General features: G+C 51.0%; 14 protein-coding genes, 1 pseudogene and 1 riboswitch. Of the genes and pseudogenes, 7 read left to right on the forward strand and 8 right to left on the reverse strand.

Features of this window, described 5'->3' with window-relative positions; translation table 11 throughout:
- Nucleotides 1–29 precede the first annotated feature (29 nt).
- Together yqiD and ribB are read right to left on the reverse strand one after the other, a co-directional pair.
- Entirely contained in the window at nucleotides 30–200 is a 171-nt protein-coding gene (gene yqiD / locus A31E_RS26625) for a protein YqiD (protein WP_000469265.1), read from the reverse strand.
- 262 nt (nucleotides 201–462) lie between these two features.
- Nucleotides 463–1116 (reverse strand): 3,4-dihydroxy-2-butanone-4-phosphate synthase, encoded by a 654-nt coding sequence (gene ribB / locus A31E_RS07765; protein ID WP_001076995.1) that lies wholly within the window; start codon nucleotides 1114–1116, stop codon nucleotides 463–465.
- Nucleotides 1117–1219: 103 nt separating this feature from the next.
- Nucleotides 1220–1368, reverse strand: a riboswitch (FMN riboswitch).
- A 122-nt stretch (nucleotides 1369–1490) separates the two neighbouring features.
- Here ribB and ubiK point away from each other — a divergent pair.
- Entirely contained in the window at nucleotides 1491–1790 is a 300-nt protein-coding gene (gene ubiK / locus A31E_RS07760; RefSeq protein WP_001517114.1) for a ubiquinone biosynthesis accessory factor UbiK, read from the forward strand.
- 33 nt (nucleotides 1791–1823) lie between these two features.
- On the opposite strand, the gene glgS is transcribed toward ubiK, so the two are convergent.
- The gene (gene glgS, locus A31E_RS07755) at nucleotides 1824–2024 is read right to left on the reverse strand and encodes a cell surface composition regulator GlgS (protein ID WP_001517115.1); all 201 of its coding nucleotides are present in this window, start codon (nucleotides 2022–2024) and stop codon (nucleotides 1824–1826) included.
- Nucleotides 2025–2292: 268 nt separating this feature from the next.
- On the opposite strand from glgS, the pseudogene A31E_RS07750 reads away from it, so the two are divergent.
- The 3 genes and pseudogenes from A31E_RS07750 (at nucleotide 2293) to ibsE (ending at nucleotide 4909) form a co-directional block, all read left to right on the forward strand.
- Nucleotides 2293–2923: pseudogene (locus tag A31E_RS07750) on the forward strand (OB-fold-containig protein).
- Between the two features lie 26 nt (nucleotides 2924–2949).
- On the forward strand, nucleotides 2950–4611 hold the full coding sequence (locus A31E_RS07745; protein ID WP_000341014.1) for a flotillin family protein: 1662 nt from the start codon (nucleotides 2950–2952) through the stop codon (nucleotides 4609–4611).
- Nucleotides 4612–4849: 238 nt separating this feature from the next.
- Entirely contained in the window at nucleotides 4850–4909 is a 60-nt protein-coding gene (ibsE, locus tag A31E_RS25830; protein WP_001387082.1) for a type I toxin-antitoxin system Ibs family toxin, read from the forward strand.
- A gap of 118 nt (nucleotides 4910–5027) precedes the next feature.
- Here ibsE and hldE read toward each other — a convergent pair whose 3' ends face one another.
- The 3 genes from hldE to ygiF are packed head-to-tail and all read right to left on the reverse strand — an operon-like array spanning nucleotide 5028 to nucleotide 10673.
- Nucleotides 5028–6461: a bifunctional D-glycero-beta-D-manno-heptose-7-phosphate kinase/D-glycero-beta-D-manno-heptose 1-phosphate adenylyltransferase HldE gene (gene hldE / locus A31E_RS07740; RefSeq protein WP_001517119.1), complete on the reverse strand. Its 1434-nt coding sequence runs from the start codon at nucleotides 6459–6461 to the stop codon at nucleotides 5028–5030.
- Nucleotides 6462–6508: 47 nt separating this feature from the next.
- Nucleotides 6509–9349 (reverse strand): bifunctional [glutamate--ammonia ligase]-adenylyl-L-tyrosine phosphorylase/[glutamate--ammonia-ligase] adenylyltransferase, encoded by a 2841-nt coding sequence (gene glnE / locus A31E_RS07735; RefSeq protein ID WP_016249225.1) that lies wholly within the window; start codon nucleotides 9347–9349, stop codon nucleotides 6509–6511.
- Between the two features lie 22 nt (nucleotides 9350–9371).
- A complete protein-coding gene (gene ygiF, locus A31E_RS07730; protein ID WP_016249226.1) occupies nucleotides 9372–10673 on the reverse strand; it encodes an inorganic triphosphatase in 1302 nt (433 codons plus the stop codon).
- 241 nt (nucleotides 10674–10914) lie between these two features.
- On the opposite strand from ygiF, the gene A31E_RS07725 reads away from it, so the two are divergent.
- Both A31E_RS07725 and cca read left to right on the forward strand, forming a co-directional pair.
- Nucleotides 10915–11535, forward strand: coding sequence for a TIGR04211 family SH3 domain-containing protein (locus A31E_RS07725; RefSeq protein WP_001125318.1), 621 nt, complete (start codon nucleotides 10915–10917; stop codon nucleotides 11533–11535).
- 63 nt (nucleotides 11536–11598) lie between these two features.
- Nucleotides 11599–12837: a fused tRNA nucleotidyltransferase/2',3'-cyclic phosphodiesterase/2' nucleotidase/phosphatase Cca gene (cca, locus tag A31E_RS07720; protein WP_001517122.1), complete on the forward strand. Its 1239-nt coding sequence runs from the start codon at nucleotides 11599–11601 to the stop codon at nucleotides 12835–12837.
- 181 nt (nucleotides 12838–13018) lie between these two features.
- On the opposite strand, the gene bacA is transcribed toward cca, so the two are convergent.
- The gene (gene bacA / locus A31E_RS07715; RefSeq protein ID WP_016249227.1) at nucleotides 13019–13840 is read right to left on the reverse strand and encodes an undecaprenyl-diphosphate phosphatase; all 822 of its coding nucleotides are present in this window, start codon (nucleotides 13838–13840) and stop codon (nucleotides 13019–13021) included.
- 90 nt (nucleotides 13841–13930) lie between these two features.
- A complete protein-coding gene (folB, locus tag A31E_RS07710) occupies nucleotides 13931–14299 on the reverse strand; it encodes a bifunctional dihydroneopterin aldolase/7,8-dihydroneopterin epimerase (protein WP_010347879.1) in 369 nt (122 codons plus the stop codon).
- Nucleotides 14300–14404: 105 nt separating this feature from the next.
- Between folB and plsY the strand changes: the two genes are divergently transcribed.
- Nucleotides 14405–15022: a glycerol-3-phosphate 1-O-acyltransferase PlsY gene (plsY, locus tag A31E_RS07705; RefSeq protein ID WP_001272800.1), complete on the forward strand. Its 618-nt coding sequence runs from the start codon at nucleotides 14405–14407 to the stop codon at nucleotides 15020–15022.
- Nucleotides 15023–15025: the final 3 nt, after the last annotated feature.

Genomic DNA, 15025 nt, shown 5'->3' on the forward strand with positions numbered 1-15025 from the left:
GGACAACATCTGCTGGCTCCCATAAAGCCCTATTCTAGCTTTTCGGCCGTCTCTTCTCTCGTACTGTTTAAGTATTTGTTTCGCGCTTCCAGCAGTGCGTCTCTATCCTGGCGAAAAGCCCGACAATAACGTTTCAAATGCAGGAAATAACCCACTACAACCAGCGCAATCAATACAATCCAGTACCAGGCGATAAACATCCTTTTTACCCTTAATATTTAACAATACTAAACATTTGGCGCATAAATTTCACATACCCTTTTCGGATATATTCATATGGTCGCATAATAACGGAACAAATATATGATTTTGATCATAATGAAAAAGGTTGGCTGATATCAGTGAAATTTTTTCATAGAAAAAGAGGGGATATTTACATTCCGTCAGGTGAAGACAAAATAAAACCGAAGCCTGCTACCGCTTCGGTTTCTTTGATTATCGCGCCAGTTTAAGCAGCCGTTTTCAGCTAGCTTTACGCTCATGTGCCTGACGATACGCCACCAAATCTTCAATGGTGACCAGCGCCATATTGTGTTTATTGGCAAATTCAATGCATTCTGGCGCACGCGCCATAGTGCCATCATCATTAGTCAATTCACACAGCACACCTGCTGGTTTAAAGCCTGCCAGCGTCACCAGATCGATAGTCGCTTCAGTATGACCACCGCGAGTCAGTACCCCCCCCGCCTGTGCACGCAATGGAAATACGTGACCCGGACGATTGAGGTCAGAGGGTTTCGCATCATCGGCAATGGCGGCACGAACGGTCGTAATACGATCAGCAGCAGAAACACCGGTAGTCACACCTTCAGCAGCTTCAATGGTTACGGTAAAACCGGTGCCATAGGCACTGGTGTTATTTTCTACCATCATTGGCAGATCAAGTTGTTTACGGCGATCCTCGGTAATGCACAGGCACACAATACCGCTACCGTGGCGGATGGTCAGCGCCATCTGCTCAACGGTCATGGTTTCTGCCGGGAAGATCATATCGCCTTCGTTTTCACGGTCTTCGTCATCAAGCACCATTACACCGCGTCCTTCACGCAGCGCAGCCAGTGCATTTTCAACACGTTCGAAAGGCGTACCAAAAGAGGAAAGTAGCGTCTGATTCATGGTAAAAAAACCTCACTAAAATTATGGTTACCAGAATCAGGGCAGTCTTAGGAGTGGCGGCATACAGCCAAAATAACGTGAGCGGGTCCATGCCCGACAGAATCGTTACTCTCTCCCATCCGGACTTTAACCGTCGGCCCCGGAATTACACCGGATCTGCTGTCCTTTGAGTTTGCACCCAAAGCGCTCGCGGGCTTTCAACTATGTTGATTTACCGCCGGTGGGGAATTTCGCCCCGCCCTGAGAATAAGCGAGATCACTATAACGCTAATGGCTAGCGGCAGCAACGCTGCAGGTTCACATAATTCTGGTTTATGCCTGTCTCTTATCGCACTACAATGTTACTCAATACCTATCAGTTCAGGGAAACTACAATGATTGACCCGAAAAAAATTGAGCAAATCGCTCGCCAGGTTCACGAATCGATGCCTAAAGGAATCAGGGAGTTCGGGGAAGATGTGGAGAAGAAAATCCGCCAAACCCTACAAGCGCAGTTGACGCGTCTCGATCTGGTAAGCCGTGAAGAATTCGACGTTCAGACGCAGGTCTTGTTACGGACTCGTGAGAAACTGGCATTGCTGGAACAGCGCATCAGTGAACTGGAAACACGCTGCACCCCGACAGCAGAAACTCAATCTCCACCAGCTATCCCACCAGTTGATAAGCCTGAATAAAATAAACAAAAACGGGCCAAATGGCCCGTAATATCAATGTTCTAATTCCAGTTCTCTTGGCTGTGTCATCTGCTGGCAATACCATGCATAGCGGGCGCAAAACCAGGTTCGATGTTCTTCATCCATATTACCGGTGACGGCCAGAATATCGACCGGGCGGCCTTCAGTATGCATTCTGGCAAAACTACGCGCCAGGAAATCGAAATTATTTAAAGAATTAAGACTATGATCCATAAGCACATCCTCCGGTTATCGCATACCTTTTAAGGCTATATGCTTTTTCTGATTTCAGTATTCCTTAATCAGTGTAGTGCCTTTAAACATAACGTGCGTAAATATATTGTTTCGGATCACACTTTTTATCGAAAAATAAAAAATAACATTAATGGACTTCCCCTTTTAAAACATCACTAACACATGTTATTATTAGCAAAGGTAAATGTAAGAAAGGAAACAATACCATTGTAAACAATGCGTCACTGAATGGACGATGGAGTGACAGATGATTTTATTTACCGACTATAACGCACCTTATCTTTTTGCTATTTCCTTTGTACTATTGATCGGTTTGTTGGAAATTATTGCCATTATCTGTGGCCATATGCTCTCCGGCGCTCTTGATGCACATCTTGATCATTACGATTCCATAACCACAGGTAATATTAGCCAGGCACTTCATTATCTCAATATTGGAAAACTGCCAGCCCTCGTCGTCCTCTGTCTGTTGGCAGGCTTTTTTGGCCTCATTGGCATTCTTCTTCAGCATGTCTGTGTCATGCTCTGGCAAACACCACTCCCAAACCTGTTCGTAGTTCCAGTTAGTTTACTGCTCACAATTATCATGGTGCATTATACCGGCAAGGTGATTGCGCCCTGGATCCCTCGCGACCATAGTACTGCCATTACAGAAGAAGAATATATTGGCTGCATGGCATTAATTACTGGTCATCAGGCCTCTTCCGGAAAACCCTGTGAAGGAAAACTCACTGATCAATTTGGTCAAATACACTATTTATTACTGGAACCCGAAAAAGGGATATTCTTCAATAAAGGCGATAAAGTATTAATTATTTGTCGACTTTCTACAACGCGGTATTTGGCTGAAAAAAAATCCCTGGCCAAACATATTGTAATTATTTAATTAAAAGGAAATTTAATAATGGATGATATTGTCAACTTAGTTCCGTCATGGATGTTTACCGCGATTGTTGCCGTATGCATTCTATTTATTATCGGTATTATTTTCGCTCGGCTTTATCGTCGGGCATCCGCCGAGCAGGCATTTGTCCGTACCGGATTAGGCGGGCAAAAAGTAGTCATGAGCGGCGGCGCAATTGTTATGCCTATCTTCCATGAAATAATCCCCATCAATATGAATACATTGAAACTGGAAGTCAGTCGCTCGACAATTGATAGTCTGATCACGAAAGACCGTATGCGCGTCGATGTGGTTGTCGCTTTCTTTGTGCGCGTAAAACCTTCAGTTGAAGGAATTGCCACCGCAGCTCAGACGCTGGGGCAACGCACTCTGTCGCCTGAAGATTTACGTATGCTGGTCGAAGATAAATTCGTCGATGCCCTACGTGCGACAGCGGCACAAATGACGATGCATGAGTTGCAAGATACGCGCGAAAACTTCGTTCAGGGAGTGCAAAATACCGTTGCAGAAGACTTATCGAAAAACGGCCTGGAACTGGAAAGCGTGTCACTCACCAACTTTAACCAGACCTCCAAAGAACATTTCAACCCGAATAATGCCTTTGACGCTGAGGGTTTGACCAAGCTGACCCAGGAAACAGAACGTCGCCGCCGCGAACGTAACGAGGTTGAACAAGATGTAGAAGTTGCGGTTCGTGAAAAAAACCGTGATGCGCTGTCGCGGAAGCTGGAAATTGAACAGCAAGAAGCGTTTATGACCCTTGAGCAGGAGCAGCAGGTGAAAACCCGCACTGCCGAGCAGAACGCAAAAATTGCTGCTTTTGAAGCTGAACGTCGGCGTGAAGCAGAGCAAACGCGTATTCTTGCTGAACGTCAGATTCAGGAAACCGAAATCGACCGCGAGCAGGCCGTCCGCTCCAGAAAAGTTGAGGCTGAACGTGAAGTTCGCATTAAAGAAATCGAACAGCAACAAGTCACCGAAATCGCCAACCAAACGAAATCGATCGCCATTGCGGCCAAATCGGAACAACAATCGCAGGCAGAAGCCCGTGCCAATCTGGCTTTAGCAGAAGCAGTAAGCGCCCAGCAAAACGTAGAAACGACACGTCAGACCGCCGAAGCTGACCGTGCCAAGCAGGTAGCGCTGATTGCAGCAGCACAGGATGCGGAAACCAAAGCAGTTGAACTGACCGTGCGGGCGAAAGCAGAGAAAGAAGCTGCAGAAATGCAGGCGGCAGCCATTGTTGAGTTAGCCGAAGCTACGCGTAAAAAAGGCCTGGCAGAAGCAGAAGCGCAACGAGCGTTGAACGACGCCATCAACGTACTTTCTGACGAACAAACCAGCCTTAAATTCAAGCTGGCACTATTGCAGTCTCTGCCTGCTGTAATCGAGAAATCCGTTGAGCCGATGAAGTCTATTGACGGTATCAAGATTATTCAGGTCGATGGCTTGAATCGTGGCGGCGCTGCGGGTGATGCGACATCAGGCAGCGTTGGCGGAGGAAACCTGGCGGAGCAGGCATTATCAGCCGCTCTTTCTTACCGTACACAGGCACCGCTTATTGACTCTCTACTTAATGAAATCGGTGTTTCAGGCGGTTCGCTGGCGGCACTGACTTCACCATTGGCTTCATCGATTCCCGTCGCAGATAAAGTAGAATAAATCTTCTTATATTCACATCCCTGGCTCAAAAAGCCGGGGATTTTTTATATCTACGTTCCAGCAAAAAGTGCAAATGATCAGGCTGTTGCAGCGTTTTGCGTGACCGCTCGGGGAAGACCAAACTGCATCAGAGAAAGCATTGTGCGGGGTCTGTCACTCATCAACACTCGGAGAGTCAGTAAGGGGTTGAAACGGAAAAGCCCCTCCCAAGGAAGGGGCCTTATAGAAGGAAAGGGTTATGATGAAGTTCGTCATCATACTGGTTGTGTTGTTACTGTTAAGTTTCCCGACTTACTAACAACTCATCAGAGGGAGAGAAATCCTCCCTTACCCTTGTTCCTTTACCTTAGGTTGAAAAAACAACAGCGCCAATAGCTCTACCTGGCACGAAGCGAGATCTGCGAACCGCTTTCCAGTTAGCCTTTTTTATCCTGTTGGATCTTCTTGATGATGTTGGTTGTCGAGCAACCATCTTCGAAGTTGAGCACCAGCACTTCACCGCCGTTGGCCCAGACTTCTTTACTCCCGGCGATCTCTTCCGGTTTATAGTCGCCGCCTTTCACCAGCAGATCCGGCAGGATCCCGGCGATCAGGCGCTGCGGCGTATCTTCTTCAAATGATACCACCCAGTCGACCGCTTCCAGTGCGCCCAGTACAATCATGCGCTGTTCGAGCGGATTAACCGGACGAGAATCCCCTTTCAGCCGTTTAGTGGAGGCATCGCTGTTCACGGCGACAATCAAGCGATCGCCCAGTTTACGGGCATTTGCCAGATAGGAGACGTGCCCGGCATGCAAAATATCGAAGACGCCGTTGGTCATCACCACTTTTTCACCGCGTTTACGCGCCGCGGCTACAGCCAGCTTCAGTTCTTCTTCAGTCATCACGCCAAAGCCGGTGTCCGCACGTCCACGTACTGCGTTTTCCAGCTCGATCGGTGAAACCGTGGACGTCCCCAATTTACCGACAACAACGCCTGCTGCCGCATTCGCAAAGAAGCAAGCTTCTTCCAGTGAATTACCCGCAGCCAGCGTTGCCGCCAGCACGCCAATCACCGTATCGCCTGCGCCAGTTACGTCATAAACTTCCTGCGCCTGAGTTGGCATATGCAGCGGCGCTTTCCCCGGTTGCAGCAGTGTCATCCCTTGTTCAGAACGGGTTACCAGCAGCGCAGAGAGTTCATAATCGGCAATCAGTTTCATGCCGCGTTCAACAATCTCTTCTTCGGTCTTACATTTACCAACAACAGCTTCAAACTCAGAGAGATTCGGCGTCAGCAGTGTAGCGCCACGGTAACGTTCAAAATCAGTACCTTTTGGATCAATCAGCACCGGAACGCCCGCTTTACGCGCTAGTTGGATCATATGCTGTACGCTTGCCAGCGCGCCTTTGGCGTAGTCAGAAAGCACCAGCGCACCAATCGAACCCAGCGCCTGATTAATCCGCTCGTGCAGTGGCTGCGGATCGACGCCTTCGAAACCTTCTTCAAAGTCCAGGCGAATAAGCTGTTGGTTACGGGAAAGCACCCGCAGTTTGGTAATGGTTGGATGCGTCGGCACAGAAACGAAGTCGCATTTTACGTTCACGTCCGCCAGTGATTTACTGAGCGCGCGCGCCGCATCATCAATACCTGTCAGCCCAACCAGACGCGCGTTAGCACCGAGAGAAGCGATGTTCATCGCCACGTTGGCTGCGCCGCCAGGACGTTCTTCAATGGTATTGACCTTAACCACAGGCACCGGCGCTTCCGGCGAAATACGACTGGTGGGGCCGTACCAGTAACGATCCAGCATCACATCACCAACCACCATCACTCCAGCACGTTCAAACTCTGGCAGCGTTACTTTCATTCCTGTCTCCTGAGAGATTCAAAATTTGCGCGCGATAATATCACACTTCATTCCTCCACCAGCCACTTCTGCCAGCTTGCCCGCACCAGTTCACGCTCTGCGGTGAAGCACTCATCCGGCACATGGCCCGGCAACTCCTGTAACGCCAGGTGGTGAAGTTCATCGCGAAGCGTAGTGTAAGCACGGGTTAGCGCCATCGCTTCCCGCTCTTCCATAATGTCGTTTTGCGCCAGCAGTTCCAGAATGCGCACGTTGTCTGACCAGCGCGTTAACTTTGGTTTTTCATGAGCGTAGCGCAACACCAGATATTGGGTAATAAATTCGATATCGGTAATTCCGCCCTCATCGGCTTTGATATCAAAGCGATCGCGATGTTTATTGCCGAGATGAGCGCGCATTTTCTCGCGCATTTCCCGCACTTCCGTTTGTAGGTTTTTACCTTCACGCGGCAGTGTCATAATTTCCCGACGCACCGCGTCGAATTGCGCTGTCAGTTGTGGATCGCCATACACCACACGCGCACGCACCAACGCCTGATGCTCCCACGTCCAGGCCTCATTTTTCTGATAATCGGCAAACGCTTCTGTGGAGGTAACCAGCATTCCCGCCGCTCCGGACGGGCGCAGCCGCGCATCCACTTCATACAAAATGCCGGAAGAAGTACGTGTGCTGAACAGGTGCATAATGCGTTGCGCCAGACGCAGATAAAACTGCCGTCCGTCGATTTCCCGCTCGCCGTCGGTCATTACATCCATCGGGCAATCGTGCAGGAAGATCAGATCAAGATCAGAACTGTAGCCTAACTCCCAGCCCCCCAGCTTACCGTAGCCGACCACCGCAAAACCGCGGCCTTCGCGTTCACTCAGGTGATTCGGTTTACCATAGCGGGCAACCATTTGTCCCCATGCTTGCTGTACCACAGCATCGATCATCGCCTCCGCCAGCCAGGTTAAGTGATCGCTCACTTTCATCACTGGCAGTGTTCCGGCAATATCCGCGGCAGCAATACGTAACAACTGTGCCTGTTTAAATTGACGCAACGCCTCAAGCTGCTGTTCTTCATCATCTTCTGGCACGCGCAGCAAATACTGGCGCAGTTCATCACGATATGCATCAGTCGCCGTCGGCTGGTAGAGCGTGTTCGGATCGAGCAGTTCATCCAGCAATAATGGATAACGCGCCAGTTGGCTGGCAATCATCGGAGATGCAGCGCACAGCGAAATCAAATGTTTAAGCGCCGCCGGAAATTCACTGAGCAACTCAAGATAAGTGGTACGAGTGACAATCCCCACCAACAAGGCGGTAATACGCGACAGCGTGACGGCGGCATCTTCACGCCCACAAACGTCACTCAGCAGATGCGGCATCAGATGGTCGAGTACCTGACGTCCGCGCGGCCCGATGGTACGTTTGTCTAACTCTTTACGGAAATCGGCAATCAGCGCCAGCACTTGTTTGCGATCATCCTCGCTAAGATGCGCCAGCACCGGCGTGGTGTCATCTTCCTGCAACGCATCCTGCCACAACTCACGCCACTGCTCCGATAGCGACTCTTCCTGAGTTTCGCTTTCGTCATCGCCAATCAGTTCGTTAAATACCCGGCGCACATTGGTCATATGTCCGATCAGCGCTCCGGTCAGTTGCAACCAGTCAGCGAAATCCATCGCCCACGCCAGCCGCGCACGGTTAAGCTCATCGGCTGGGAGCGTCTGGGTTTGTTCATCATTAATGCTTTGCAGCAAGTTTTCCAGACGACGCAGAAACAGATATGCCACTCGCAATTGTTCGGCATCGTTTTCAGAAAGCAGATGCAGCGCGGCAATGGCGCTGAGTGTTGGCAGTAAAGAGCGTGATTGCAGCGACGGTTCGCGCCCACCGCGAATGAGCTGAAACACCTGGACGATAAATTCAATTTCACGAATGCCACCGGCACCAAGTTTGATGTTGTCAGTAAGGCCACGACGGCGGACTTCACGGGCAATCATCCCTTTCATGTTGCGTAGCGACTGGATCACGCTGAAATCGATGTAACGGCGGAAAACAAACGGACGCAGCATCGAACGCAATTCGTTAGCATAAACGCCATCGCTATCGCCCATAATCCGCGCCTTGACCATCGCGTAACGCTCCCAGTCACGCCCCTGTTCCTGGTAATAATCTTCCAGCGCCGCGAAACTCAGCACCAGCGGGCCACTTTCACCAAACGGGCGCAGCCGCATATCCACGCGATAGACAAAGCCATCTTGCGTCGGTTGATCCAGCACTTTAATCAGCCGCTGGCCCATGCGGGTAAAGAACTGAGCATTATCCAGTTCGCGGCGTCCTCCCTGCGTGCAACCATGTTCCGGCCAGGCAAAAATCAGATCGATATCCGAGGAGAAATTCAGTTCTCCACCACCCAGCTTACCCATGCCTAAAATCAGCAGCGGTTGCGCTTCGCCCTGCGCATTACACGGCGTTCCCCATTCGCGGCAGCAGGCGTCATACAGCCAGTCACGCGCCGCGACAATCAGCGTCTCCGCCAAATGGCTGAGTTGCTGCAAAATGTTCTCTTCCGCAACCAGCGCCAGTGTTTGCGCCCAGGCAATACGCACCATAATGCGCCGACGGAACAGCCGCAGTTCGCGCATTAAGCTGGCTTCATCGTTTACATCACTGAGCGCCTTCTGTAACCATGCAGCGTAATGCTGCCATTCGTCGGCCTGCGGTGGTTCGCTTTCCAGTTCCACCAACCACTCTGGATGCGCAATCACACTGTCCTGCACAAAATCACTGAAGGTAAGTACTGACTTCGCCTGTGAGCTAAGTGATTCCTCGGCTAAAGGCGCTGGCAGCCGCTCAACAACGGTCTGCCAGTACTGCTGTAACGGTGAAGAGAGCGGCTTCATACGCGATTTTATCCTTGCCTGATTAACGTTTTCCGCTGTGCAACCAGAACGGTTCCTGATTGTTTGCCTCATTACGGAAATGTTCAATTTCAATGCGTTGCCCGGTCTCAATAGCGTGACACAGCCCCTGCCAGTTCTCCAGCCAGGCTTGCGCGACGAGAGGATCGTAATAACCTGCCAGCAGCAATACGGAGTCAATATCACGCGTAAGACGTGGCAACTGATCACGATAGCGATCGCCCAACGGCTGGCAAAAAACACTTTTCAGCTCAGCGGCGTGGCGGGAGAGATGGATATCAGCAAAGCGTTTAAAGGAATCACTCATTTTGCTCTGCGCTTTGCTATCTAAAAACGGCTGCCAGGCTTTGCTTACCAGCCATTCGGTCAACGCCAGTTTCGCCATTGCCGTTTCGGTAGAGTAGACAGCCGTTACGGCAGAAACCGCAGAAACAATTGTCGCTTCACATTGGGTCAGCAGATCACGTAAGTGAGTGCTCGCTTTACGTGGGACAATGCCACCGAACAGCATCAGCGTATGACGAACCAGGCCGATGGCTGCCAACACTTGCTCTTTCGCCGCATCGTTGCCGCGTACCCACAGCTCCTCATGATACTGCCATTTCGCTAATGCCAGCTCCAGCGCCGCTTCCAGCCCCTGCTCGACATCCGCTTTTGCCGCAACATGCAGAATAGAGGTGGGTTTAATTTCACGCGCAGGATTGCCCTGTGCCAGGTGATAACCACGTGCGGCTTTGCTCAGGCTGCCCTGACGCAATCCGGTTTGCGATACCAGTTGGCTCGCCAGTTTCAGCACCGCGCGCGTTTCACCGCTAAGTAATTCCAGCTCCAGTTCGCAGATGGGTTCAGCAAATTCACCGGCTTTCACTTCCCCCAAATCGAGGGCAATCTCAATCTGGCTGCCATCAACATCTACCAACCATTTTTCGCGATAAAAATCAGTGCTGAACAGCGGCTGTACGCGGGAAGCAAGATCGGCAGGTAATTCATTGTTTGGCCAGACTTCTACTGGAAACTGTGCCAGATCGAGGTTCGCCTCACTCAACGCAACGTTATATTCCGGTCGCTGGTGTAACCCGCCCGTTACCCGCCCGGCAACTTTCATGGTCATCTCATAGCGACCATTTTCGCCACGAATACGCAGGCCCATATCGTGCCCACGCAGCCAGTTATCCGGCGTTTCGTAGTAGACGTTGAGCAACTGCACGGGGTCATGATGCTCACCGCCCAGCGTATTGAGATGGTCACGCAACGCCTCAACGGCACTGTGATTAACAATAAACTTTAATTCGATTTCCTGAGCCATGGCCTTTACTTATCGGTTATGTCACATAAGTGACGATGAACGGCGAACTAAATGCGATCTTTTTTGTCAGTAGATAGTATTTTGCGCCAAATTGCCATGCAACGAGCATTTTGACGGGCGTAAAAGTTTGAAACAGTGGCAAGAGCTGACACAGAGGATTCCGATTGATGCCGAATGCTTTGCGTAGCGACACTGATGCCACTACTATCGTTCCACTTTCCATGACAATAACGACAGCCTGATGCCAAAATTACGCCTGATCGCACTAACTTTACTCGCGCTTAGCGCCACTGCCGTCTCTCACGCGGAAGAAAAGCGCTATGTTTCTGACGAACTGAATACCTGGGTCCGCAGTGGCCCGGGAGATAATTATCGCCTCGTGGGCACGGTTAACGCCGGTGAGGAAGTGACATTATTACAAACTGACGCCAACACCAGTTACGCCCAGGTGAAAGACAGCTCTGGTCGTACCGCCTGGATCCCGTTGAAACAACTTAGCACAGAGCCAAGTCTACGCTCCCGTGTGCCAGATCTGGAAAATCAGGTCAAAACCCTGACTAATAAGCTCACTAATATCGATAACACCTGGAATCAGCGCACGGCAGAAATGCAGCAGAAAGTGGCGCAGAGCGACAGCGTGATCAACGGGTTAAAAGAAGAAAATCAGAAGCTGAAAAACGAACTGATTGTCGCCCAGAAAAAAGTTGATGCCGCCAGCGTGCAACTGGATGACAAACAGCGCACCATCATCATGCAGTGGTTTATGTATGGTGGCGGCGTGCTGGGGCTTGGCTTGCTGCTCGGTCTGGTATTGCCGCACCTGATCCCAACGCGCAAACGTAAAGATCGCTGGATGAACTAAATCGCCTTCTTCGTCACACTATCTTATTATTAGGAATTGTGTATTTGACGAAGGGAAAATGGCGTGAAGATTTATCTGGTCGGTGGTGCGGTTCGGGATGCGTTATTAGGGCTACCGGTCAAAGACAGAGATTGGGTGGTTGTCGGCAGCACGCCACAACAGATGCTTGACGCGGGCTACCAGCAGGTAGGCCGCGATTTTCCTGTTTTTCTGCATCCGCAAACGCATGAAGAGTATGCGCTGGCGCGTACCGAGCGGAAATCCGGTTCGGGATACACAGGTTTTACCTGTTATGCCGCGCCTGATGTCACGCTGGAAGATGATCTTCAGCGTCGCGATCTGACTATCAATGCGCTGGCCCAGGATGATGACGGCGATATTATCGATCCGTACAACGGTCTGGGCGATCTGCAAAGCCGTCTTCTGCGCCATGTTTCCCCCGCTTTTGGCGAGGATCCGCTACGCGTGCTACGCGTAGCGCGTTTTGCCGCACGTTATGCTCATCTCGGTTTTCGTATTGCCGATGAAACAATGACGTTGATGCGCGAGATGACCCACGCGGGTGAACTGGAACACCTGACGCCCGAACGCGTGTGGAAAGAAACTGAAAGCGCCCTCACAACCCGCAATCCACAGGTGTTCTTTCAGGTACTACGCGATTGCGGCGCATTACGCGTTTTATTCCCGGAGATCGACGCGTTGTTTGGTGTCCCCGCTCCGGCGAAATGGCACCCGGAAATCGATACTGGTATTCACACCTTAATGACACTCTCAATGGCGGCGATGCTAAGTCCGCAGGTCGATGTCCGTTTCGCAACGTTATGCCACGATCTCGGTAAAGGGCTAACGCCGCCGGAGCTGTGGCCACGTCATCATGGTCATGGTCCGGCAGGCGTGAAATTAGTAGAACAATTGTGCCAGCGCCTGCGCGTCCCTAATGAAATCCGCGATTTAGCCAAACTGGTCGCGGAGTTTCACGATCTCATCCACACCTTCCCAATGCTGAATCCGAAAACCATCGTCAAATTGTTTGATTCCATCGATGCCTGGCGTAAACCGCAGCGTGTCGAGCAACTGGCGCTGACCAGCGAGGCAGACGTGCGCGGTCGAACCGGTTTTGAAGCGGCAGATTACCCACAAGGACGCTGGTTACGTGAAGCGTGGGAAGTAGCGCAGTCAGTACCAACAAAGGCGGTTGTTGACGCGGGATTTAAAGGCGTGGAGATCCGCGAGGAGCTGACACGACGCCGAATTGCGGCGGTGGCTACCTGGAAGGAACAACGTTGCCCAAAGCCTGAATAAGTTTTGGGCATTTTGCCGGATGCGGCATAAACGCCTTATCCGGCTACATGTCAACGACGGTTGTAGGCCTGATAAGACGCGCAAGCGTCGCATCAGGCGTTGATTGCCGGATGCGGCGTGAACGACTTATCCGGCCTACGCAATCGTGGACAATTCCAGGCATCCGACACTGTTCTTCACATCAAAAGAACACAACGTACACCGCAGCCGCCACAATAAAGCGATAAATGGCGAACGGGATAAACGAAATCCGCTTAATTAATTGCAGGAAGGTTTTAATCGCAATCAGCGCCACCACAAAGGCGGTGAAAAACCCAACGGCAAACATCGGGATATCACCGGTTGTCAGGAACCCCCAACTTTTGTAGAGATCGAGCGCCGTTGCGCCCATCATCATCGGCACCGCCAGCAGGAACGAGAACTCAGAAGCGGCGTAACGACTCACGCCCATCAGCATCCCACCAGAAATAGTCGCTCCGGAGCGGGAGAAACCCGGCCACAGCGCCAGACACTGGAAACAGCCAATCATAAACGCCTGACGATATGTCATATCATCCAGACCCGGCGCGCGCGGCTCTTTCGGCTTCAGGCATTCCGCGGCAATCAACAATAGACCGCCAACGACCAGCGCGTACATGACATTTATCGGGTTAAACAATGACTTAATCGTATCGTGGAATAACAGCCCCAGGACAACTGCCGGGATCATCCCCAGTAAAATGTGGATCAGCGTTAACCGGCCTTTGCTTTCTCCTTCGCGCTGCAATGGACGGCCAAAATGAATGCCAATCAGGCCAAACAAACGCCGCCAGAACATGACAACCACAGCCAGAATCGATCCTAACTGGATAACGACTTCAAAGGTTTTCGCCGTATCGCCCTCAAATCCCAACAAATGACCGACAATAATCATGTGGCCCGTGCTGGATACCGGCAGAAATTCTGTCAATCCTTCGACCACACCCAATATTGCCGCTATCAGCAGCGAGTGCATATCGCTCATCAATAAACCCCTAAATTATAAAAATATACCGCTTGTCCAAACTACTGCAGTATGACCCGCTTATAACCATTTGGTTTAACAGCTATAAAATTAATTATTCTCTTTCAGATTATTGCCACGCTCAATGATTACGCCAACATTAGCAGCGCGCGCCACTGCACCTGGCTTGCTGAGTTTGATGCGCACCCACGGAGAGTTAAAGCGAGTCAGTAGCAATTCCGCCACCTCTTCCGCCACGCGTTCCACTAACGCAAAACGCGCCCCCTCGACGTGGCTAACCACCGTTTCTGCGATGTCTGCGTAGCTGAGGCAGTCCGCCACATCATCGCTTTTCGCCGCTTTACGGTTATCCCACGCCATTTCGATATCGAACACCAGCTTCTGCTCGATGGTCTGTTCCCAGTCGTAAACACCAATAGTGGTGATTACCGAAAGTTGCTCTATAAATACAATATCCATCACGACCTGCTCGCTTTTTGGCTAACCCGGATACCACTTCCGGCGAAATGTGCGTATTATCCACGGATTCATCGTTAAACACGAATTTTCAAAACGGAACAGCTTATGAGTGCAATCGCGCCTGGAATGATCCTCATCGCGTACCTCTGCGGCTCCATTTCCAGTGCCATTCTGGTTTGCCGCTTGTGTGGTCTGCCCGATCCGCGAACCAGCGGCTCCGGTAATCCTGGCGCAACCAATGTATTACGTATCGGTGGCAAGGGAGCAGCCGTAGCAGTACTGATTTTCGACGTTCTGAAAGGAATGTTGCCCGTTTGGGGCGCGTATGTATTAGGTGTCAGCCCCTTCTGGTTAGGCTTAATTGCCATAGCTGCCTGTCTTGGACATATCTGGCCGGTTTTCTTCGGTTTTAAAGGGGGGAAAGGCGTTGCCACCGCTTTTGGTGCAATAGCCCCGATTGGCTGGGATTTAACGGGCGTGATGGCGGGAACCTGGCTGCTTACCGTGCTATTGAGTGGATATTCGTCGCTGGGGGCGATTGTCAGCGCGCTGATTGCTCCGTTTTATGTCTGGTGGTTTAAGCCACAATTCACCTTCCCGGTTTCGATGCTCTCTTGCCTGATCCTGCTGCGTCATCATGACAACATCCAGCGTCTGTGGCGTCACCAGGAGACAAAAATCTGGACGAAATTCAAAAGAAAGCGCGAAAAAGATCCTGAGTGATTT

The sequence above is a fragment of the Escherichia sp. KTE159 genome (genome assembly GCF_000408805.1).
GTDB lineage: Bacteria > Pseudomonadota > Gammaproteobacteria > Enterobacterales > Enterobacteriaceae > Escherichia > Escherichia marmotae.